This is a genomic window from Streptomyces sp. MI02-7b (genome assembly GCF_033793585.1).
Lineage (GTDB): Bacteria > Actinomycetota > Actinomycetes > Streptomycetales > Streptomycetaceae > Actinacidiphila.
The window spans coordinates 183,593-204,774 of the sequence record NZ_JARAWX010000016.1 but is presented as its reverse complement, the minus strand read 5'-3'; the positions used below and the strand labels follow the sequence as shown (position 1 = coordinate 204,774).

13 protein-coding genes and 3 tRNA genes are annotated in these 21,182 nt (G+C 72.3%); 9 read left to right on the top strand and 7 right to left on the bottom strand.

Annotated elements, in window-relative coordinates:
• Window positions 1-202 precede the first annotated feature (202 nt).
• The 4 genes from PV364_RS25835 to dnaG all read left to right on the top strand — a co-directional run bounded on the left by PV364_RS25835 (window position 203) and on the right by dnaG (window position 5,363).
• Entirely contained in the window at window positions 203-1,510 is a 1,308-nt protein-coding gene (locus tag PV364_RS25835; protein WP_319662698.1) for a deoxyguanosinetriphosphate triphosphohydrolase, read from the top strand.
• A 162-nt stretch (window positions 1,511-1,672) separates the two neighbouring features.
• On the top strand, window positions 1,673-2,935 hold the full coding sequence (locus PV364_RS25830; RefSeq protein WP_319662697.1) for an NAD(P)/FAD-dependent oxidoreductase: 1,263 nt from the start codon (window positions 1,673-1,675) through the stop codon (window positions 2,933-2,935).
• A 30-nt stretch (window positions 2,936-2,965) separates the two neighbouring features.
• Window positions 2,966-3,418 (top strand): GNAT family N-acetyltransferase, encoded by a 453-nt coding sequence (locus tag PV364_RS25825; protein WP_319662695.1) that lies wholly within the window; start codon window positions 2,966-2,968, stop codon window positions 3,416-3,418.
• Window positions 3,419-3,449: 31 nt separating this feature from the next.
• Window positions 3,450-5,363, top strand: coding sequence for a DNA primase (dnaG, locus tag PV364_RS25820; RefSeq protein WP_319662694.1), 1,914 nt, complete (start codon window positions 3,450-3,452; stop codon window positions 5,361-5,363).
• Between the two features lie 51 nt (window positions 5,364-5,414).
• Here dnaG and PV364_RS25815 read toward each other — a convergent pair whose 3' ends face one another.
• Window positions 5,415-6,356 (bottom strand): SDR family NAD(P)-dependent oxidoreductase, encoded by a 942-nt coding sequence (locus PV364_RS25815; protein ID WP_319662693.1) that lies wholly within the window; start codon window positions 6,354-6,356, stop codon window positions 5,415-5,417.
• A gap of 126 nt (window positions 6,357-6,482) precedes the next feature.
• On the opposite strand from PV364_RS25815, the gene PV364_RS25810 reads away from it, so the two are divergent.
• Together PV364_RS25810 and PV364_RS25805 are read left to right on the top strand one after the other, a co-directional pair.
• Window positions 6,483-7,385: a LysR family transcriptional regulator gene (locus PV364_RS25810; RefSeq protein ID WP_319662692.1), complete on the top strand. Its 903-nt coding sequence runs from the start codon at window positions 6,483-6,485 to the stop codon at window positions 7,383-7,385.
• A 129-nt stretch (window positions 7,386-7,514) separates the two neighbouring features.
• The gene (locus PV364_RS25805) at window positions 7,515-8,861 is read left to right on the top strand and encodes an RNA polymerase sigma factor (RefSeq protein ID WP_319662690.1); all 1,347 of its coding nucleotides are present in this window, start codon (window positions 7,515-7,517) and stop codon (window positions 8,859-8,861) included.
• 78 nt (window positions 8,862-8,939) lie between these two features.
• On the opposite strand, the gene PV364_RS25800 is transcribed toward PV364_RS25805, so the two are convergent.
• The 4 genes from PV364_RS25800 to PV364_RS25785 form a co-directional block, all read right to left on the bottom strand.
• Entirely contained in the window at window positions 8,940-10,847 is a 1,908-nt protein-coding gene (locus PV364_RS25800) for an ABC transporter ATP-binding protein (protein WP_319662705.1), read from the bottom strand.
• A gap of 41 nt (window positions 10,848-10,888) precedes the next feature.
• Window positions 10,889-12,631: an ABC transporter ATP-binding protein gene (locus PV364_RS25795; RefSeq protein WP_319662688.1), complete on the bottom strand. Its 1,743-nt coding sequence runs from the start codon at window positions 12,629-12,631 to the stop codon at window positions 10,889-10,891.
• Between the two features lie 99 nt (window positions 12,632-12,730).
• Entirely contained in the window at window positions 12,731-14,185 is a 1,455-nt protein-coding gene (locus tag PV364_RS25790) for an FGGY family carbohydrate kinase (protein WP_319662687.1), read from the bottom strand.
• A 66-nt stretch (window positions 14,186-14,251) separates the two neighbouring features.
• Entirely contained in the window at window positions 14,252-14,551 is a 300-nt protein-coding gene (locus tag PV364_RS25785) for a YtxH domain-containing protein (RefSeq protein WP_319662686.1), read from the bottom strand.
• A gap of 180 nt (window positions 14,552-14,731) precedes the next feature.
• On the opposite strand from PV364_RS25785, the gene PV364_RS25780 reads away from it, so the two are divergent.
• From PV364_RS25780 to PV364_RS25770, 3 genes are all read left to right on the top strand, one after another.
• A tRNA-Asn gene (locus PV364_RS25780) sits at window positions 14,732-14,804 on the top strand.
• 14 nt (window positions 14,805-14,818) lie between these two features.
• Window positions 14,819-14,891: transfer RNA gene (locus PV364_RS25775), tRNA-Asn, on the top strand.
• Window positions 14,892-15,056: 165 nt separating this feature from the next.
• Window positions 15,057-15,130: transfer RNA gene (locus tag PV364_RS25770), tRNA-Ile, on the top strand.
• Window positions 15,131-16,318: 1,188 nt separating this feature from the next.
• On the opposite strand, the gene PV364_RS25765 is transcribed toward PV364_RS25770, so the two are convergent.
• Together PV364_RS25765 and PV364_RS25760 are read right to left on the bottom strand one after the other, a co-directional pair.
• Entirely contained in the window at window positions 16,319-17,890 is a 1,572-nt protein-coding gene (locus PV364_RS25765) for a phospholipase C (RefSeq protein WP_319662684.1), read from the bottom strand.
• A 29-nt stretch (window positions 17,891-17,919) separates the two neighbouring features.
• A complete protein-coding gene (locus tag PV364_RS25760; protein WP_319662683.1) occupies window positions 17,920-21,054 on the bottom strand; it encodes a hypothetical protein in 3,135 nt (1,044 codons plus the stop codon).
• Window positions 21,055-21,182: the final 128 nt, after the last annotated feature.

Genomic DNA, 21,182 nt, shown 5'->3' with positions numbered 1-21,182 from the left:
CCCCGGTCGCGCTGGAAGCCCAGAAAGGCCAGCGCGCCCGGCATCGCCGCCGCGCCGCTGGGCGCCCACCCGTCGGTGGCGGCGCTGGTGCTGCACCGCTACGACCGGGCGCTCTCGGCCGCCGGCGGCCCCGCCAGCACCGCGACCCGGCTGGCCACCGCGTAGCCACCGGTGCGGCGCCGCGGCCGGATACTGTCGCCGTATGCACCCGAACCACCAGGCAGCGGACGAGTACGCCCCCTACAGCGAGGCCGACACCGAACGCTACGTGTCCGAGCCCGACAAGCGGCCCGGCCGCACCTCGTTCCAGCGGGACCGCGCGCGCATGCTGCACTCGGCCGGGCTGCGCAAGCTCGCCGGAAAGACCCAGGTGGTGGACCCGGTCGACGACGAGCGGGCGATCAGCAGCAGCCCGCGCACCCGGCTCACCCACAGCCTGGAGTGCGCCCAGGTCGGCCGGGAGCTCGGCGCCGCGCTCGGCTGCGACCCGGACCTGGTGGAGACCGCGTGCCTGGCGCACGACATCGGCCACCCGCCCTTCGGGCACAACGGCGAGATGGTCCTCGCCGAGGTCGCCGAGGACTGCGGGGGCTTCGAGGGGAACGCGCAGAGCCTGCGCATCATCACCCGTCTGGAGCCCAAGCGCTTCGCGCACGACGACGACGGCACCCTGGTCAGCGTCGGCCTCAACCTCACCCGTGCGGCTCTGGACGCCGCCACCAAGTACCCCTGGCCCCGCGGCGGCCATCCCACGCAGCCCGGCAGTCCCAAGTTCGGGGTGTACGAGGACGACCTGCCGGTCTTCGCGTGGCTGCGCCGCACCGCCCCGGCGGACCGTCCCCACGGGCAGTGCTTCGAGGCCCAGGTGATGGACTGGGCGGACGACGTGGCGTACTCCGTCCACGACGTCGAGGACGGTCTGCACGCCGGGCACCTGGACCCGGCCGTGCTGCTGGCCGAGGCCGAGCGCCGCGAGATCTTCGCCGTGGCAGCCGCGCGCTACGCGCCGGGCGCGGCCGAGGACGAACTCGCCGAGGCCTTGGACCGGTTGCTGGACATGGAGTGGTGGCCGCACGGCTTCGACGGCTCCGCCATCGCGCAGGCCCGGCTGAAGGACGCCACCTCGCAGCTCATCGGCCGGTTCTGCCTGGCCGCCGAGCGCGCCACCCGGGACGCGTACGGCACCGGCCGGCTCACCCGCTACCGCGCCCAGCTGGTCGTCCCGCGCGAGCAGCGGCTGGAGTGCGCGGTCCTCAAGGCGGTCGCCGACCGCTACGTGATGCAGCGCGAGGCGCAGGAGCGGCGGCGCGCCCAGCAGCGGGTGGTGATCGGCGAGCTGGCGGAGGCACTGCTCGCGCGGGCGCCCGAGGGGCTGGACCCGCAGTTCCGCGGGATGTTCGACGCGGCCAAGGACGACCGCGCCCGCAAACGGGCCGTCGTCGACCAGATCGCCTCGCTCACCGACTCCGCGGCGACCGCCCTGCACGCCCGGCTCACCGCCACGCGGTGAGCCCCCGGCGGGCCCCCGGCCGCCCCCCGGAGGGCGTCCGGGAGAGGTCCGCCTCGGCGCGGCACTCTTCCCGTGGGCCGTGCCGTGCGGGACGCTCACATCACTGGCAATTGCCAGAGGGAGGGCACCCGGGCACCCGAGGGACTTTCAGGGAGGCGCACAGTGGTGGACGCAGACCACACATTCGTCATCGTCGGGGCAGGGCTCGCGGGGGCGAAAGCGGCCGAGACGCTTCGCTCCGAGGGGTTCACCGGCCGCGTGATACTGATCGGGGACGAGCGCGACCACCCGTACGAGCGACCGCCGCTGTCCAAGGGGTTCCTCCTGGGCAACGAGGAGCGCGACTCGGTCTTCGTCCACCCCGCGGCCTGGTACGCCGAGCACGACGTGGAGCTCCACCTCGGTCAGCCGGTCACGGGCCTGGACCGGGCCGCCAAGCGCATCACGCTGGGCGACGGCACCTCCATCCCGTACGACAGGCTGCTGCTGGCCACCGGGGCCGAGCCGCGCCGGCTGGACATCCCCGGCACCGATCTCGCGGGAGTGCACCACCTGCGCCGGCTCGCGCACGCCGAGCGGCTGAAGAACGTGCTGACCACCCTCGGCCGCGAGAACGGCCACCTGGTCATCGCCGGGGCGGGCTGGATCGGGCTCGAGGTCGCGGCGGCCGCCCGCGGCTACGGAGTCGAGGTCACCGTGGTGGAGGCACAGCCGTGCCCGTTGCACTCGGTGCTCGGCCCCGAGCTGGGCGAGGTCTTCGCGGACCTGCACCGCGAGCACGGCGTGCGGTTCCACTTCGGTGCCCGGCTCACCGAGATCACCGGGCAGGACGGCATGGTGCTGTCCGTCCTCACCGACGACGGCGAGGAGCACCCCGCCCACGACGTGCTCGCCGCCATCGGTGCCGCGCCGCGCACCGCGCTGGCCGAGGCGGCCGGGCTCGCCCTCGCAGACCGCGAGGCCGGCGGCGGCATCGCGGTCGACGCGTCGCTGCGCACCTCCGACCCCGACATCTTCGCCGCGGGCGACGTCGCCAACGCCGAACACCCGCTGCTGGGCGGCCGGTTGCGGGTCGAGCACTGGGCCAACGCGCTGAACAGCGGACCGGTGGCGGCGCGCGCGATGCTGGGCAAGGAGGTCAGCTACGACCGCGTCCCGTACTTCTTCACCGACCAGTACGACCTGGGCATGGAGTTCTCCGGGCACGCCGCCCCGGGCACGTACGACCAGGTGCTGGCCCGCGGTGACGTCGGCAAGCGGCAGTTCATCGCCTTCTGGCTGAGCGAGGGCCGGGTGCTGGCCGGGATGAACGTCAACGTGTGGGACGTCACCGACAGCATCCAGAAACTCATCCGCTCCGGCCGCCGGGTCGACGCCGAGGCGCTCGCCGACCCCACGGTGCCGCTGAACTCCCTGCTGGAATGAGTGCCCGCGCCGTCGCCTAGCATGGCCTTCATGGAGTTCCGTACCGCTGTCGTGCCCGTCGAGGAGATCTTCGATCTGCGCTGGACCGTGCTCAGGCCGGGACTCCCGCGTGAATCCGCGATCTTCATCGAGGACGGCCACCCGGCCGCGTTCCACATGGCGGGCTACGACGGCGACGGCGCCCTGGCCCCGGTCGTGACATGCGTCACGCTCTTCCCGGAGCGGCTGCCGGGGCACCACGAGGTCGCCTACCGCATCCGCGGCATGGCCACCGCCGCCGAGGCGCGCGGCCGCGGCCTGGGCTCCGCCCTGCTGGGCGCGGCCCTGGCGGAGGCCCGGGAGCGCGGCGCGGAGCTGGTCTGGTGCAACGGCCGCACCTCGGCCCGCGGCTTCTGGGAGGGCCAGGGCTTCACGGCGGTCGGCGACGAGTTCGTGCTGCAGCCCGCGGGCCCGCACTACCTGTTCGTCGCCAAGCTGGTCTGACCCCGCGGGAGCGGCGCCGTAGAATCCCCGTGTGGCAGGGCGGATCAGGGACGAGGACGTCAAGGCGGTGCGGGACGCGGTCCCGATCGACGCCGTCGTCTCGGAGTACCTGCAGCTCAGGAACGCCGGCGGGGGCAACCTCAAGGGCCTGTGCCCCTTCCACGACGAGAAGTCCCCCTCCTTCCAGGTGAGCCCCAGCAAGGGTCTCTACCACTGCTTCGGCTGCCAGGAGGGCGGCGACACCCTCGACTTCGTGATGAAGGTCGACCACCTGTCCTTCTCCGAGGCCGTCGAGCGGCTGGCCGCCGTCGCCGGCATCACCCTGCGGTACGAGGACGGCGGCTACACACCGGGCCGCCAGCAGGGCGAGCGCATCCGCCTCATCGAGGCGCACAAGGCCGCCGCGCAGTTCTACGTGGAGCAGTTGGGCGGCGCCGAGGCCGAGATCGGCCGGAAGTTCCTCGCCGAGCGCGGCTTCGACCAGGCGGCCGCCGAGCACTTCGGTGTCGGCTACGCCCCGGCCGGCTGGGACCACCTGGTGCGCTTCCTGCGCGGCAGGGGCTTCAGCGACCGTGAGCTGATCGTCTCCGGTCTGGCCAGCGAGTCGCGCCGAGGCGGGGCCATCGACCGTTTCCGCGGCCGGCTGATCTGGCCGATCCGCGACATCACCGGCGAGGTCATCGGCTTCGGCGCGCGCCGGCTCCGCGAGGACGACACGGGGCCGAAGTACCTCAACACGCCCGAGACGCCGATCTACAAGAAGTCGCAGGTCCTGTACGGCATCGACCTGGCCAAGAAGGAGATCGCCCGCACCAGCCGGGCCGTCGTCGTCGAGGGCTACACCGATGTCATGGCCTGCCACCTCGCCGGCGTCACCACCGCCATCGCGACCTGCGGCACCTCCTTCGGCGGCGACCACATCAAGATCCTGCGCCGGTTGCTGATGGACAACGCCAACGCCGAGGTGGTCTTCACCTTCGACGGCGACGCGGCCGGCCAGAAGGCCGCACTGCGCGCCTTCGAGGACGACCAGAAGTTCGCCGCCGAGACCTCCATCGCGATCACGCCCGGCGGCATGGACCCCTGCGACCTGCGGCTTGCCGAGGGCGATGCGGCCGTGGAGCGGCTGGTCGACTCCCGCACGCCGCTGTTCGCGTTCGCCCTGCGCTCGGCGGTGGCCCGCTACAACCTGGAGACCGCCGAGGGCCGCGCCTCCGCGCTGGAGGCCGGCGCGCCCATCGTCGCGGGCATCAAGAACTCCGCGATCCAGCACGAGTACGCCGTCCAGCTCGCCGGCATGCTGGGCATCCTCGACACCCAGTTCGTGGTGCGACGGGTGAGTCAACTGGCCCGCTGGCAGCGCGAACGCCGTCAGTCGGGGGCCGGTCCCGCGGGCCCCCGCACCGTACGGCCCGAGGCGGCCCCGCCGGGCCCCTCCGCGCCCGCGGGTCCGCGCGGCCCGCGGCTGGACATGCGCAGCCCGGCCCAGCGCGTCGAGCGGGAGCTGCTCAAACTCGCCCTCCAGTATCCGGAGTTGGTCTCCCCGGCGTTCGACGCCTACGGCGAGGACGAGTTCACCGCCCCGTCCTACGTCGCGGTGCGCCGCGCCATCACCGAGGCGGGCGGCGCCGAGTCCGCCGACGCGCAGTTCCTGTCCCGGGTCCGTGACGTCGCCCCGGACGACACCGTGCGCTCGCTGGTCACCGAACTGGCCGTGGAGCCCGTCCAGCACAAGACCCCCGAGGTCTACGCGGGCAAGATCCTCGTCGATGTGCGCCGCCAGGCCGTCGCCCGCCGCCTCGCCCAGCTCAACGCCGACCACACCCGGCTCACCGCCCAGGGCCCGCGCGCCGACCCGGACCAGCTCGCGGCGATCGGCGGCGAACTGTGGGCCCTCCAGCAGTACGACCACCGCCTGCGCGAACAGGGCGCGGCCGCGCTGTAGCCGGACCCTTCCGGGGTCCGGCTACAGCGCGGCCGGGCACGCTGCCGCCGGTCAGCGGCGGCCGGCCGAGGCGAGCATCCCGAGCGACGCCCGCCACAGTTCGGCGGCGGCAGCGGGGTCGAGGGCGTGGTCCGCGACACCGCTGAGCGGCGCCTCGACCGTGTGGGGCCGTGCTTGGGAGCAGTCCTCGAAGTACCGGCCGCCGGCACCGGCGAGCAGCGGCGAGGCGGCGGCGAGCACGGAGGTGGCGGCGCCCTGCTCCGGAGTCTTGAACTCGAAGTCCGCCATGTGCTCGAGGTCCTCGTCGGTGAGGTGCCGTGCCAGGTTGGTCATGATCGCGCCGGGGTGCACCGCGTTGACCGTGATGCGCTCACCCGCCCAGAGGCGGTTCGCCTCGACCGCGAACAGGGCCGTGGCGGTCTTGGACTGGCCGTAGGCGGTGAAGCGCTCGTACGGGCGCCCGCGGAAGTGGATGTCCTCGAAGTCGACGGGTGCCCGCAGGTGCGCGTTCGAGCTCAGGGACACCACGCGGGCTCCGCCCGCCGCCGCGAGCGCCGGGTGGAGGGACGTGGTCAGTGCGAAGTGGCCGAGGTGGTTCGTCGCGAACTGCAGCTCCCAGCCCTCCGGTGTGCGGGTCTCGGGCGGCGCCGACACTCCGGCGTTGTTCACCAGGATGTCCAGCGGTCCGTCCCACGCGGCGGTGAACGCGGCGACCGAATCCAGGTCGGCGAGGTCCAGGCGCGCGGCCCGGACGTGCCGGTTGCCGCTGGTGGCCCTGATGTCCTCGGCGGTCCGCTCACCCTGCTCGACGCTCCGGACCGCCAGGGTCACCCCGGCTCCCGCGGCGGCGAGTGCCCGGGCGGTCTCGACACCGATTCCGGACGCCGCGCCGGTGACGACGGCGCGTGATCCGCTCAGATCGACGCCCCGCAGGACCTCGGCCGCGGTGGACTTCGCGCCGAAAGGCGTGGTGATGAACTGTGGTTCCGTCATGATGCGCAGACCTTCCGTGGTGCCGTCGCTGGTGCCTCCGGCTTGGTGTTTTCCGAGGTCAATGCTGGTTCCGGGCCGCCGCGACCGTCCAACACCGGCTTCCTGTCGCAGCAGTAGCCTGTTCCTGTGACACCTGATCTGCGGCAGTTGAGGTACTTCGTCGCCGTTGCCGAGGAATCCAATTTCACGCGTGCCGCGGCCCGGGTGCGGATCAGCCAGCAGTCCCTTTCGCAGCAGATCACGTTGATGGAGCGCATGATCGGCGCGAAGCTCTTCGAACGCGGCGCCCGCGGGACGAGGCTCACCGGCGTCGGCGAGCTGTTCCTCCCCGAGGCCCGCGCGGTGCTGGAACGCGCCGACGAGGCGGTGGAAGTCGTCGCCCGCGCCCTGCGCGGCGACATCGGCAGTCTCCGTCTGGCGTTCCTGGCCACGACGACGAACCATCTGCTGCCGACGGTGATGCGGGCCGTGCGCCGGCATCTGCCCACCGTGACCGTTTCCACGGACGAGACCTCGATCGCCCGGCTGGTCCAGGGGCTGACCGGCGGACAGTACGACGTCGCCTTCACCCGCCCTCCGCTGGTCGACGGCCTGGCGTCCCGGACCCTGGTCACCGAACCCGTCTGCGCCGTCCTGCCGGAGGACCACCCGCTGGCCGGGCGCGCCGAACTCGCCCTGCGGGACCTGGCGGGCGACCACTGGGTCATGACGCCGCCCAGTTCGTGGGCGCCGTGGCACCGTGCGTTCGACGAGCACTTCCGCGCGGCCGGTTTCACCCCGGACGTCGTTCAGACGGCGGTGAGCGCGCAGGGCCTCCTCGGGCTCGTCGCCGCCGGCGTCGGGGTGACGCGTCTGCCGCGGTCGGCCCGCAGCCTGCGGCGCACCGGCGTCGTCTTCGTCCCCCTGACCGGCGAGTTCGCCCCCACGGTGATGGTGTGGCGCCCCGACGACACCTCGCCCGCACTGCACAGGCTGCTCGACGTGGTCTCCGACGCCGCACAGGCCGCCGACCTCACCGAGGCCGGATGACCCGGCCGGTGAGGCCCCCTCCGCGCCCGGCGAGAGCGTGACCGCGGTGTCGCCCTCGGTCACACCAGCCGGAAAAAGCGGCGCACGACCCTCGTGGGCTCGGTGTGCCGTAGGCCACACTGGGGGGCGGTGCAAGAGTCCTCGGAGCGCGGAATTCCGGGAGGCGCCGACGCCGGCGCCCAGGGAGTACCGCTGACGGCGAACTCCCGGACGGGCCGCGGCGAGGGCGCCGCAACCGTTCCGCTGTCGCGCGCCTCCGAGCCCGTGGTTGCGCTCACCGTGGAGGTCGCTCCCGTGCAGATCCCGACCCTGACGCCCCCGTCCCTCGTGACGGACGACCTGCTGGAACGGGTCCCCGAGCAGCAGCCCGCCGCCCTGCACCCGGAAGCGGCCGCCGCGCCCGGGGCGGAGGCGGCGGCCGGCGCCGGGACGGACCCGGATGCCGACCCGGACGCCGCCCCCGCCCCGGACGCGGCTCTGGAGCCGGACCCCGAGACCGACCTCGACCCGGACGTGGAAGCCGACGATCCGGGCCCGGTACGGCCGTTCAGGGAGGAAGTGGCGGGACCGTCCGCCGACCTGTTCCGGCAGTACCTGCGGGAGATCGGCCGGATACCCCTGCTCACCGCCGTCGAGGAGGTCGAACTCGCCCGCCGCGTCGAGGCCGGCCTGTTCGCCGAGGAGAAGCTGAGCAGCACCCCGGACCTCGACTCGCGGCTCGCCGTGGACCTGGACCGCCTGGTCGTGCTCGGCCGGATGGCCAAGCGCCGGCTCATCGAGGCCAACCTCCGCCTGGTGGTCTCCGTCGCCAAGCGCTACGTCGGCCGCGGCCTGACCATGCTCGACCTGGTGCAGGAGGGCAATCTCGGGTTGATCCGCGCCGTGGAGAAGTTCGACTACGCCCGCGGCTACAAGTTCTCCACCTACGCCACCTGGTGGATCCGCCAGGCCATGAGCCGCGCCCTGGCCGACCAGGCCCGCACCATCCGCGTCCCGGTGCACGTCGTGGAGCTCATCAACCGCGTCGTCCGCGTCCAGCGCCGGCTGCTGCAGGAACGCGGCTACGAGCCCAGCCACGACGAGGTCGCGGCGCACCTCGACATCCCGCCCGAGCGCGTCGGCGAGGTGCTGCGGCTCGCCCAGGAGCCCGTCTCCCTGCACGCCCCGGTGGGCGAGGAGGACGACGTCGCCCTCGGCGACCTCATCGAGGACGGCGACGCCGCCTCGCCCGTGGAGTCCGCCGCCTTCCTGCTGCTGCGCGAGCACCTGGAGGCCGTCCTGTCCACGCTCGGCGAGCGCGAGCGCAAGGTCGTCCAGCTCCGCTACGGCCTCGCCGACGGACGCCCGCGCACCCTGGAGGAGATCGGCCGCATCTTCGGGGTCACCCGCGAGCGCATCCGGCAGATAGAGTCCAAGACCCTCAACAAGCTCCGCGACCACGCCTTCGCCGATCAGCTCCGCGGCTATCTGGACTGATCGCGGCCCCCTGACGCGACGGCAGGACCCCCGGCGGAGCGCTTCGCCGGGGGTCCTGGTGCTGCCGTCGCGTCGCGGTCAGTCGACCTCGGCGACCGCCTGGGCGAACTGCGCCGCGTACAGGCGCGCGTAGGCGCCGTCCTTGAGCAACAGCTCCTCGTGGGTGCCCTGTTCGACGATGTCGCCGTCCTCCATGACGAGGATGACGTCCGCGTCGCGGATCGTGGAGAGCCGGTGGGCGATCACGAAGCTGGTGCGACCGTGGCTGAGCCGGGCCATGGCCCGCTGGATCAGCACCTCGGTGCGGGTGTCGACCGAGCTGGTCGCCTCGTCGAGGACGAGGATGACCGGATCGGACAGGAACGCCCGCGCGATGGTGATCAACTGCTTCTCGCCGGCGCTGACGCCTGTGCCCTCGTCGTCGATGACGGTGTCGTAGCCGTCCGGGAGGGTGCGGATGAAGCGGTCGGCGTGCGCGGCGCGCGCGGCCTCCTCGATCTGCTCGCGGGTGCTGCCGTCGGTGCCGTACGCGATGTTCTCCGCGATCGTGCCGCCGAACAGCCAGGTGTCCTGGAGCACCATGCCGATCCCGGACCGCAGCTCCTCCCGGGAGATGGTGGCGATGTCGGTGCCGTCGAGCGTGATCCGGCCGCCGGTGACCTCGTAGAACCGCATCAGCAGGTTGACCAGGGTGGTCTTGCCCGCCCCCGTGGGGCCGACGATGGCCACGGTGTGGCCGGGCTCGACGGCCAGCGACAGGTCGTCGATGAGGGGCTTGTCGGGCTCGTACCGGAAGGCGACGTCCTCGAAGCGGACCTCGCCGCGCAGGTCCTTGCGCAGGCTGAGCGTCTTCGGCTCCGCGCTCTGCTCCTGCGCGTCGAGGAGTTCGAAGACCCGCTCGGCCGACGCCACGCCGGACTGCACCAGGTTGGACATGCTCGCCACCTGGGTCAGCGGCTGGCTGAACTGCCGGGAGTACTGGACGAACGCCTGCACGTCACCGATGGACAGCGCGCCGCTGGCGACCCGCAGACCGCCGACGACCGCCACGAGGATGTAGTTGATGTTGCCGATGAACATCATCGCGGGCTGGATGATGCCGGAGATGAACTGCGCCCGGAACCCCGACTCGTAGAGCGCCTCGTTCTGCTCGCGGAACGCCTGCGCCGACTCCTCCTGGCGGCCGAAGACCTTCACCAGGGTGTGCCCGGTGTACATCTCCTCGATGTGGGCGTTGAGCTTGCCCGTGGTGCGCCACTGCGCGACGAACTGGGGCTGCGCGCGCTTGCCGACGGCGGTGGCGACGACCACCGACAGCGGCACCGTGACCAGTGCCACCAGCGCCAGCAGCCAGGAGATGGAGAACATCATCGCGAGCACGCCCACGATCGAGAGCAGCGCGAAGATGATCTGGCCCAGCGTCTGCTGCATCGTCTGGCCGATGTTGTCGATGTCGTTGGTGGCCCGGCTCAGCACCTCGCCGCGCGGCTGCTGGTCGAAGTACGACAGCGGCAGCCGGGCCAGCTTCGCCTCGACGTCGCGGCGCAGCCGGTAGATCGAGCGCTGGATGATCCGGGTGGCCAGCCGGCCCTGGACGATCGCGAAGACCGCGGCGGTGGCGTAGACCGCGACCGCGATCAGCAGCACATGGCCCACCGCGCCGAAGTCGATGCCGTGCCCGGGGGTGAAGTCGATGGACTGCAGCAGGTCGGCGACGGTGTCGTTGCCCTCCTGCCGCAGGTGCGCGATGGCCGTGGCCTTGTCCGTGCCGGCGGGTATGGACCGGCCGATCACGCCCGCGAAGATCAGGTCGGTGGCACGGCCCAGGATGCGCGGGCCGACGACGTTGAGGCCGACACCCAGCATCGTGCACGCCAGCATCGCGTACAGCAGGGTGCGTTCGGGGCGCATCAGCCCCAGCAGGCGTTTGCCCGAGCCCTTGAAGTCCATGGACCGCTCGGTGGGCTGGCCGCCCATGAAGCGCATCGGTCCCGCCGGCAGCGGCCCCCGGCGGGGGGTGGGGACGCTCACGCGGCCTCCTTCTCGGTGAGCTGGGAGAGCACGATCTCCCGGTACGTCGGATTGCCGTCCATCAGCTCGTGATGGGTGCCGGTCCCCACGACCCGGCCCTCGTCGAGGACGACGATGCGGTCGGCGTCGCGGATGGTGCTGACCCGCTGGGCGACAATCACGACCGTGGCCTGCGCGGTCTGCCGGGCCAGCGCGCGCCGCAGGGCGGCGTCGGTGGCGTAGTCCAGCGCCGAGAAGGAGTCGTCGAAGAGGTAGAGGCGCGGTTTGCGGACCAGGGCCCTGGCGATCGCCAGGCGCTGCCGCTGTCCGCCGGAGACGTTGGTGCCGCCCTGCGCGATGGGGGCGTCGAGCCCGGAGCCGTCCTCGGCCAGCCGCTCCACGAAGTCCCGCGCCTGCGCGGTCTCCAGGGCCTGCCACAGCTCCTCGTCGGTGGCCTCCGGATTGCCGTAGCGGAGGTTGGAGGCGACGGTGCCGGAGAAGAGGTACGGCTTCTGCGGGACGAGGGCGACGGTCTCGGCGAGGTCCACCGGGTCCAGTTCGCGGACGTCGACCCCGTCGATCAGCACCTGGCCGCCCGTGGCGTCGAACAGCCGCGGCACCAAGCCCAGCAGGGTGCTCTTGCCGCTGCCGGTGGAGCCGATGACGGCGGTGGTCTCACCGGGCCGGGCGATCAGGTCGACGGCGTGCAGCACCTCGGCCTCGGCACCCGGGTACTTGAAGTCCGCGGCGCGCAGCTCCAGCTCGCCGCGGCGCACCGGCAGCCGCACGGGCTGCTCGGGCGGCACGACGCTGGTCTCGGTGCTCAGCACGTCCTCGATGCGCTCGGCGCAGACCTCCGCGCGGGGCACCATCATCACCATGAAGGTCGCCATCATGATCGACATGAGGATCTGCATCAGATAGCTGATGAAGGCGGTGAGCGCGCCGATCTGCATGCCCCCGCTGTCGATGCGGTGCGCGCCGAACCACAGGACGGCGACGCTGGTGAGGTTCACCACCGCCATCGCGACGGGGAACATCAGCGTCATCGTCCGCCCCGCGCGCAGCGAGACGTCGGTCAGCTCGTCGTTGGCCTTGCCGAAGCGCTGCTGCTCGAAGTCGTCCTTGACGAAGGCCCGGATGACCCGGATGCCGGTGATCTGCTCGCGCAGCACGCGGTTGACCGTGTCCAGCCGCTGCTGCATCGAGCGGAACAGCGGGCGCAGTGTCCTAACGAGCAGCACGATCAGCACCGCGAGCACCGGCACGACCGCGAGCAGCAGGGAGGACAGCGGCACGTCCTGGCCGAGCGCCATGATGATGCCGCCGAAGCACATGATCGGCGCCGTGACCATCAGCGTGAAGGTCATCAGCACCAGCATCTGGACCTGCTGCACGTCGTTGGTCGAGCGGGTGATCAGCGACGGGGCGCCGAACTGTCCGACCTCGCGTGCGGAGAAGCGCTGCACCCGGTCGAAGACCGAGGCGCGGATGTCCCGGCCCACGGCCATGGACGTACGGGCGCCGAAGTAGGTGGCGCCGACGGAGCAGCCGAGCTGCGCGAGGGTGACGGCGACCATGATGCCGCCGAGCTGCAGGATGTAGCCCGTGTCCCCCTTCACGACGCCGTTGTCGATGATGTCGGCGTTGAGCGTGGGCAAGTAGAGCATGGCGATGGTCGCCACGAGCTGGAGGACCACGAGCACGGCTATGGAACGCCGGTACGGGCCCAGGTGGGAGCGGAGGAGTCGGATCAGCACGACCGCTGACCCTATAGTCCGAAGGTTGCCGGAGGCACCCGATTTACCAGGGCATTCCTCACACCCGGACAGACTCTGACGCAGGCGCGAACGCCGGGGTCAGCCCCCGAACGCCCCCGGATGCGTCTGCTCACGCACCGCGACGAACTGCTGCCGCACCGAGTGCCCGACCGCCCCGTCCTCCGGCCCCGCGTCGACGACCGCGTACTCCGCCTGCCGCCAGTACGGGGGCTGCTCGGGCGAGCCCTTGCCCTCCGCCACCGCCAGCGCCCAGGCCGCCTGCCGCGCCGCGCCCAGCGCCGCGTACTCCGCCGGCGGCGGGATGACGATCTGCGCGCCCAGCAGCGCCGGGGCCATCGAGCGCACCGCGGGAAGATCACCCGCGGGACCCAGCAGGAAGATCCGGCGCACCTCGACACCGCGCCCGCGCAGCACGTCGAGCGCGTCCGCGAGCCCGCACAGCATGCCCTCGAAGGCCGCCCGCGCCAGGTGCTCCGGCTTCATGCTCTCGCGCCGCAGCCCGGTGAGGGTGCCCGCGGTGTGCGGCAGGTCGGGGGTGCGCTCGCCCTCCAGGTAGGGGAGCAGCACCAGCCCGTAGGACCCGGGGGTCGAGCGCAGCGCCAGCTCCGACAGCCCCGCCAGGTCGGTGCCCAGCAGATCGGCGGTGCCGCGCAGCACCCGCACGGCGTTGCGGGTGTGCAGCATCGGCAGATGGCGTCCGGTGGCGTCCGCGAAGGAGGTGATGGTGCCGGACGGGTCGTTCAGCGCCTGGTGGTGCACCGCGAAGACGGTGCCGGCGGCGCCCAGCGACACCACCGCGTCGCCCGGCCCGACACCCAGCCCGAGCGCGGCCGCCATGTTGTCCCCGGTGCCGGCCGAGATCAGCAGCCCCTCAGGGGTGCGCCCGGCGGGCTGGGCGGGCGCCAGCACCTCGGGCAGCGCCACCTGGTGACCGAGCGCCCGCTCCACGATGTCGGTGCGGTACCGGCCGGTCGCCGCCGACCAGTAGCCGGTGCCGGAGGCCTCGCCGCGGTCGGTCGTCCGCCGCTGCGGCCGGCCCATCAGCTGCCAGACCAGCCAGTCGTGGGGGAGCAGCACCTCGGCGGTGCGCTGGGCCGCGGCCGGCTCGTGCTGCGCCATCCAGCGCAGCTTCGCCACCGGGTACGCCGCCTGCGGCACCGCCCCGACCGCCTCCGCCCAGCCGGCCTGGCCGCCCAGTTCCTCGGTGAGGTCGGCGGCCTGTATCTGCGCCCGCTTGTCGTTCCGCAGCAGCGCGGGCCGCACCAGCACGCCGCCGGCGTCCAGTGGCAGCAGGCCGTGCTGCTGGCCCGACACGCCGATCGCCTGAACGTTTTCCAGCATCCCGCTCTTGGCCGCCTCGCCGAGCGACAGCAGCCACGCCTCCGGGTCGATCTCCGTCAGCGCCCCGGCGCTCTCCGCCCCCTGCGCAGGATGCGGGGCATGGCTCTGCCGGAGCACGGCCCCGCTGTCCGCGTCGCACACGACCACGGTCGTGCCGGCGCTCGAGCTGTCGATCCCCGCCACAATCCCCATGCGTCGCATCATGCCGTACTTGCCCCGCACACAGGACAACCGGGCGGAGCCGGTCGTCCCGTGCGGTCAGGTGTTGCTGGTGCCCCAGTCGTCCTGGGCCTTGCCGTTGCCCGCGCGCAGCCGGCGCACCCGGTCGGCCACCGCGGGCGGCAGCCGGTCACCGACCTTGGCCGACACCGCGTCCACGGCCTTCACGGCCGCCTCCCGCCCGGTCTGGCCCGCTGTCTCCACGGTGTTGCGCACCGCGGGGTTCTGGGCGATCCGCTGCGCACTCTTGCGCAACTGCTCGTAGCGCTCGCGGCCGGCCCGCGCCCCGAGCACGTACCCGACGGCGACCCCGCTGATGAACGTCAGTCGGTAGCGCATGGCTCCACCCTCTCCTCGGACCTCGGGGGCTGTGTTCCGCGCCTACCCGCTGTGGCCTGCGGACAACCACGGCGTTACCGGTTGGCGGAGCACCCCCCACCTTGCGCTAATGTATGTGTCGCAGCGAGCGCACGCCGTCCGGGATGCCGGAAACGGGTGCATTCGGTGCAAGCGGAGCGATCCCCTGTAGCTCAATTGGCAGAGCAGCCGGCTGTTAACCGGCAGGTTACTGGTTCGAGTCCAGTCGGGGGAGCTCGCGCAAGTCTTTCCCCTGTAGCTCAATTGGCAGAGCAGCCGGCTGTTAACCGGCAGGTTACTGGTTCGAGTCCAGTCGGGGGAGCGCTGATCAAGGACTCCTTCGGGGGTCCTTTTTCGTGTGCGGGAACCGATCGGCGGGTGATCGAGGTCTCCCAGGTGGTGCGTCTGTGACCCGCGAGGGCGACAGATCGTATGAGCAGCTATGCTGCGGCAGACGGCGTGCACGACACGTGAAGGCGCGCCGTACGGGGCGGTAGCTCAGCCGGTTAGAGCAGCGGACTCATAATCCGTCGGTCGTGGGTTCGAGTCCCACCCGCCCCACCCTGGGCGGCAGGTCGGCAATCCAGCCGGCCTGCGCCAAGCCCCCAACTGAGGCCGCGTGCGGGCGCGTCAGCGCCGCGGCGATCGTCCGTTGACCCCGCTGCCGGACCGAAGCGCGGGCGATCGTGTTCAACTGCCCTGTCGCCGGGTCTCACCCGAGCGGCGTCCACCGGGATGCGGGCATCTCCTCCTTCACGCAGGCTCGTTGCCATGGGGCTGCGCCCTCCCTCGGTGGAGCCCCGGCGTGAGTCGGCCCCCCCACAACGGCGTGGCGGGGCCTGCTCCACGCATCACCCCGATCCGCCCTGCCCCCTCCCAACTGGGCCGTTCGTCGCGGGGAGTCGGCGACACGGGGGCGACACGACCAAGCACTTGCGCGAGGCGCACCTACGCAACGGGACGAGGGTCAAGGGGGTTTGGGCCAGGGGCTCCAATCCCGGGCAGGGCTGCGGCTGGTGGCTTTTCGGGATGCCCGTTGGCCGGCCAGGCCGACCAGGCCGACCCGGCTGCACCACGCATCCTCGTCGGACGACGCCCATGCTCCCTGCTCGTGCTCACTCAGCAGACGGTGTCCGCCGGCCGGCAGACGATCACGCGGTACCCCACCTGCCCAGGACGACCCGGGGCAGTAGCGGTCGCATCGTGGACCTGCGGCCCCGTCCCGTGGCACCAGGAACTCGCGGGGCGGGGCAGCTCACCCCAGTGGCGGCGCCCGGCGCGGGGGCAGACGCGCGTCGGAGAGTTACTGTTGTAGTGCGGGCTCTGCTCACCCCCCCCGGGTGGAACCTGCGAGGGCTCCGCTCACCCCCCCCGAGCGGAGCCCTCCTTGCTGAGCGGCGGAAGGTCCCCACCGCCTGCCGAAGATCGGTGGGGCCTCTCGCCGTCTGGCTCCCGTGGCGCTTCGCGGTCGGCGCGGTGCACGAGGCCGCCGCGGGTGTGGCGCCGGCGGGGCGAGCGGAAGCCGCTGCCGCGCACAGGTGGGGTGCCGACGGCAGCCGCAGCGCGGGGCGACGACGATGCGCGGGTGGCCGGGCGGCATGTGCTTCGACGTTCTCGTCGTCGCCTTCCGCCCGGCCGCCCGGGGCTCCTACGGCAAGGCGACAGGACGCAAGCGCCCCGCCACCTCTGAGGGTGACGGGGCGCATTGCTGCCGCTACGTCACGTCGTCCCGCTCCGGGCCGGTGGCGTTCAGTTCTGCTGTTCCTGCCCCGGCAGGGTCTGCGTGCCGCCCGGGCGGGACGGCATGGGCAGCTTCGCGGCCGTGGTCTGTGCGGCCAGGTTGGCGGCCGCGGTGTCGACCTCGAACTGCGGGTTGCTCGGGGCCGGCTTGCTCTCGTGCAGGTGCAGGGCCCCGGTGAAGTCGCCGAAGGTCCTGCGCCGCCACTTGCTGATCGGCGTGAAGGTGACGGGTCCGCGGCCGGACAGGCCGCCGGCGGCGGTGATCGCCTCGATGAACTGCAGTCCTGAGGTGTGGTCGGTGACCCCGGAGAAGATCCGGCCGCCCACGGTCCACGGGGACACGATGACGCACGGCACCCGGAACCCGGCGCCGACCGGCAGGCCGCCGCCCGGGGTGCCCTTCGGGGAGGGCAGGTGCACGAACTCCTCGGGGTACTTGTCGGGGTGCGGGACCGGCGGCGGGACGTGGTCGAAGAACCCGTCGTTCTCGTCGTAGTTCAGCACGAACACGGTCGAGTTCCACAACTCCTCGTTGGAGGCGAGCGCCTCCAGCTTGGACGCGAGGTACTGCGCCCCGGCCGCGGGGAGGTTCGGCGGGTGCTCGTCGGCCTCGCTCGGCATGAACAGCCAGGAGACGTCCGGGAGCACGCCGTTGGCGCAGTCCTCCTCGAACGCCAGCGCCGGGTCGGCCGCAGGGGTCGGGCTGACCGCGTTGCCGATCATGCCGGGCGTGCCGTCGCCGTACAGCGTGCCGCCGGTCATGACCGAGTTGTACAGGTCGACGGGCAGCTTCGTCCTGTCCTGGAAGTTGGCGAACCAGGAGAACACGTTGAACCCGCTGGTCGCGCCGGAGAAGTAGGTCTTCACGCTGTACCCCGCGTCGTGCAGGATCTCCGCCGCCGACGGGTGGGTCAGCGGGTTGGGCGTGACGGTCTCCAGCACGGGACCGCCGAACCGGCCCTCCGGGTCGTTGGTGCCGGACATCCACACCAGCCGGTTGGGGTCCGTCGGGCCCAGGATCGAGCAGTGGTAGTTGTCCAGCAGGGTGAACGACTCGGCGAGCGCCCAGTGGAAGGGGATGTCCTCCCGGGTGAAGTAGCCCATGGTGTACGAGCCGTTGACCGCGCCGTCCGAGGCGATGTGGGTGGTCAGCCAGCCGTCCATCGCACCCTGGTTCCACGAGGCGTGCTGGTCCCGCCAGTCGTGGGACAGCGACGGGATGGCGGCGGCACCGGTGGTGAGGGTGGACATGTGGAACGGCTCCAGGTAGCCGTCGGGGTTGGCCGGGTCGGGCTGCTGGAAGACCGAGTTGCCGTTCGGCAGCGTGACGGCGGTCGGGTCGCTGAACCCGCGGGCGCCGGGGTAGGTGCCGAAGTAGTGGTCGAACGACCGGTTCTCCATCATCACGTACACGACGTGCTTGATCTGGGAGAGGGTCCCCTTGGCCGGGGCGGCGGTCGCCGCCCGGGCCAGGTTCTCCGGCAGTACGCCGGCCACGCCGGCGGCGCCCGCGAGGGCCGCCGCGCCGGTGACGAATCGGCGGCGGGACATGATCGAGCGGGATGAAGCGGTGGTGCTCATCGTCTCTCTTCTTCGTTTCGTGGGCCGCGTCAGGACTGGCTGGGGGCCACCGGGCCCGCGGTGTCGCCGGACCGGGCGACACCGAGTACCTGCGCTATCGCGCTGTTGCGCGTGTCGGCGACGTACAGGAGGTCCGTGGAACGGTCGACCGTGACCGCGTACGGGGTGTTGAGCTTCGAGGCGGACGGTGCCGCGCCACTGCTCTCCCCGCCCGGGGCGGCCGCGGAGTTCACCACGGTGGTGATGGTCCCGTCCGGGGTGATCCGGCGGATCGCGTGGTTGAAGGTGTCCGCGACGAACAGGTCTCCCGCGCCGTCCACGGCGACGCCCTGCGGGTCGTTCAGCCGTGCCGAGGTCGCCGGGCCGCCGTCGCCGGAGAAGCCGCCGAGGCCGTCGTGCGCCTGGCCGGCGGCGTGGTCGCCCGCCACGGTGGTGATGACCCGGGTCCCGGCGTCCACCCGGCGGACCACGTTGTTGGCCGAGTCGGCGATGTAGAGGTTGCCCTGTACGTCCACCGCGAGCCCGGTCGGCTGGTTCAGGCGCGCGTCGGCGGCGGCCCGGCCGTCACCGGCGTACCCGGCCTCGCCGGTCCCGATGACCTGGACGATGTTCCGCTTGGGGGACACCTCGAGCACCCGGTTGTTGTGTGTGTCGGCGATGAAGACGTCGTCCGCCGCGTCGACCGCCACCGCGGTGGGGCCGTTCAGCTGGGACGCCCGGGCGTTGGCGCCCAGCGCGCTGCCCGCCGTGTTGTTGCCGGCGAAGCGGTCGATCTCGCCGTCGTCCGCGGTGACCTCGCGGACCACGTTGTCGCCGGTGTCCGCGATGAGGAGGTCGCCGTCGGACTCCACCGCGGTGCCGCCGGGCTGGTACAGCGTCGCCTCGTCGGCCCGGTGGTGGTCGCCGTTCTCGCCGTAGCCCTCCAGGGAGCCCGCGACGATCGTGGTGCCGCCGTTGCGCAGCTCCGCCACGACGTTGTCGCCGGTGTTCGACACGTACAGGGAGTCGCCGTCCGCGGACACGCCCGCCGGACGGAACAGGGAGCCCGGAGTGACGTTGGGGACGACGGCGCCGGTGCCGGGGGCGACATGGGTGCCGGGGACGTCGCCCACCGCGGAGTAGGGCATCGTCTGGAGGATCGGGCCCGGCGGTGTCGCGCTGGACCCGATGGTGAGGTTCAGGTTGTCGGCGGTGCCGTCGCTGTTGGCGCCGCTGCTGACGCCCACCGTGGCGACCGTGACGACGATCTTCTCGGTGCGGACCGGGATCGTGCCGTACCAGGCCTGGTGGATCAGGCTGGAGACGTTGTTGCGCTGGGCGGAGGTGACCGGGCCGATGACGCCGGAGCCGAGGGTGGTGCCCTTGGCGTCCTGGAACGTGGCGGTGACGGTCGCGTAGTCGCTCTGCGTCGCGTAGCCGCCGAGGTCGCCGGAGAGCCGGAACGGCCGGCCGCCGGTGCCGAGCGCGGCGACGTCGATCGACTGGGTGCCGGTGGTGGTGATGCCCGGGATGGAGACGGTGCTGGGGTTGGTGCCGCCGTAGAAGACCCGGCTGCCGGTCACGCCGGGGTAGGTCGAGGTCCTCGACTCCTGGGTGCCGTCCGGCGGGTTCAGCGGGGAGGCGCTGGTCCAGCAGTCGGCGACCGTCTGGTCGTCGCCCAGCGGGGCGCCGAGCGCGGTCGCGGCCGTCCAGTCCTCGGCTCCGGGGTTGGCGATCAGGTTGGTGTCGAGGGCGGGGGTGACCTTGTCGGCGGCCGGGCAGGGGGCGGCCCAGTTCTGGCCGACCGCCTTCTGGCCGATGGTCAGGTTCAGGTTGTCGGCGGTGCCGTCGCTGTTGGCGCCGCTGCTGACGGCCACCGTGATGATCGTGACGCGGATCTTCTCGGTGCCGGCCGGGATCGTGCCGTACGTGCCGTCCGGCAGCAGTCCCGAGGCATTGCCGCGCTGGGCCGCGGTGGCCGGGCCGATGCCGGCCGTGCCGAGGCTCGCGCCGTCGGCGCCCTCGAACGTGGCGACCACCTGCGCGTAGTCGGTCTCCGTCGAGAAGCCGCCCACGTCGCCCGTCAGCTTGAACGGCTTGTCGTCGGCGTCCAGCGCGCCGACGTCGATGAGCTGGGTGCCCGTGGTGACCACGCCCGCGACCTGGACCGTGCCGGGGTTGGTGCCGCCGTAGAAGACCCGGCCGCCGGTCACGCCCGGGTAGGTCGAGGTCCTCGACTCCTGGGTGCCGTCGGGGGCGTTCAGCGGAGAGGCGCTGGTCCAGCAGTCGGCGACCGTCTGGTCGTCGCCCAGCGGGGCGCCGAGCGCGGTCGCGGCCGTCCAGTCCTCGGCTCCGGGGTTGGCGATCAGGTTGGTGTCGAGGGCGGGGGTGACCTTGTCGGCGGCCGGGCAGGGGGCGGCCCAGTTCTGGCCGGTGCCGTCCGCGGCGATCGTCAGGTTCAGGTTGTCGGCGCGGCCGTCGATGCCGTAACCGGAACTGACGCCGGTCGACGCCACCGTGACCAGGATCTTCTCGGTGCCGGCCGGGACGGTGCCGGCCATTGCCTCCGGGACGAGGCTGGTGACGTTGCCGCGCTGTGCGGCGTTGACCGGGCCGATGGCCGCGGAGCCGAGGGCGCTGCCCTTGGCGTCCTGGAACGCGGCGGTGACGGTCGCGTAGTCGGTCTGCGTCGTGTAGCCGCCGATCGCGCCGGTCAGCGTGAACGACTTGCCGCCCGCGTCCAGCGAGCCGACGTCGATCAGTTGGGAGGCCGTGGTGGTGACGCCCACGATCGAGACCTGCGGAGAGTCGTAGTCGTAGCCGCCGTAGAAGGTGCGGCTACCGGTCTGGCCGGGGACCGACGACGACAAGGACGCGAGGACGGCCCCCGGTGCCTTCATGGGGGAGGAGGCCTCCCAGCAGTCGGGCACGTACTGCGTGTCGCCGTCCGGTGCGCCGAGTTCGGTGACCGCGGTCCAGTCCTCGGCGCCGGGGTTGCTGATCAGGTTGCTGTCCAGGGCAGGGGCCACGACGTCCGCCGCCGGGCAGGCGGCGGAGTAGCTCTGGCCGTTGGTGGCCGCCGACGCCGGTCCGCCCACGACGTCTGCCCCTGCGAGGCCGATCACTGTGAGGGCCGCGGCGATCGCCACCGCGGCCCTCCAGCGGGCCTTCGGATGAGGAATCATGCGCATCATTGATGTTTGAGGCAACAGACGTCACCCGGACCGCTTCTGTCCGGATGGCAGCCTGGACGTGAACACTCGTCAGGCGTGCGAAGAAGTTTGCCTTCCCTTGGGAATTCCCGCACGTCCCG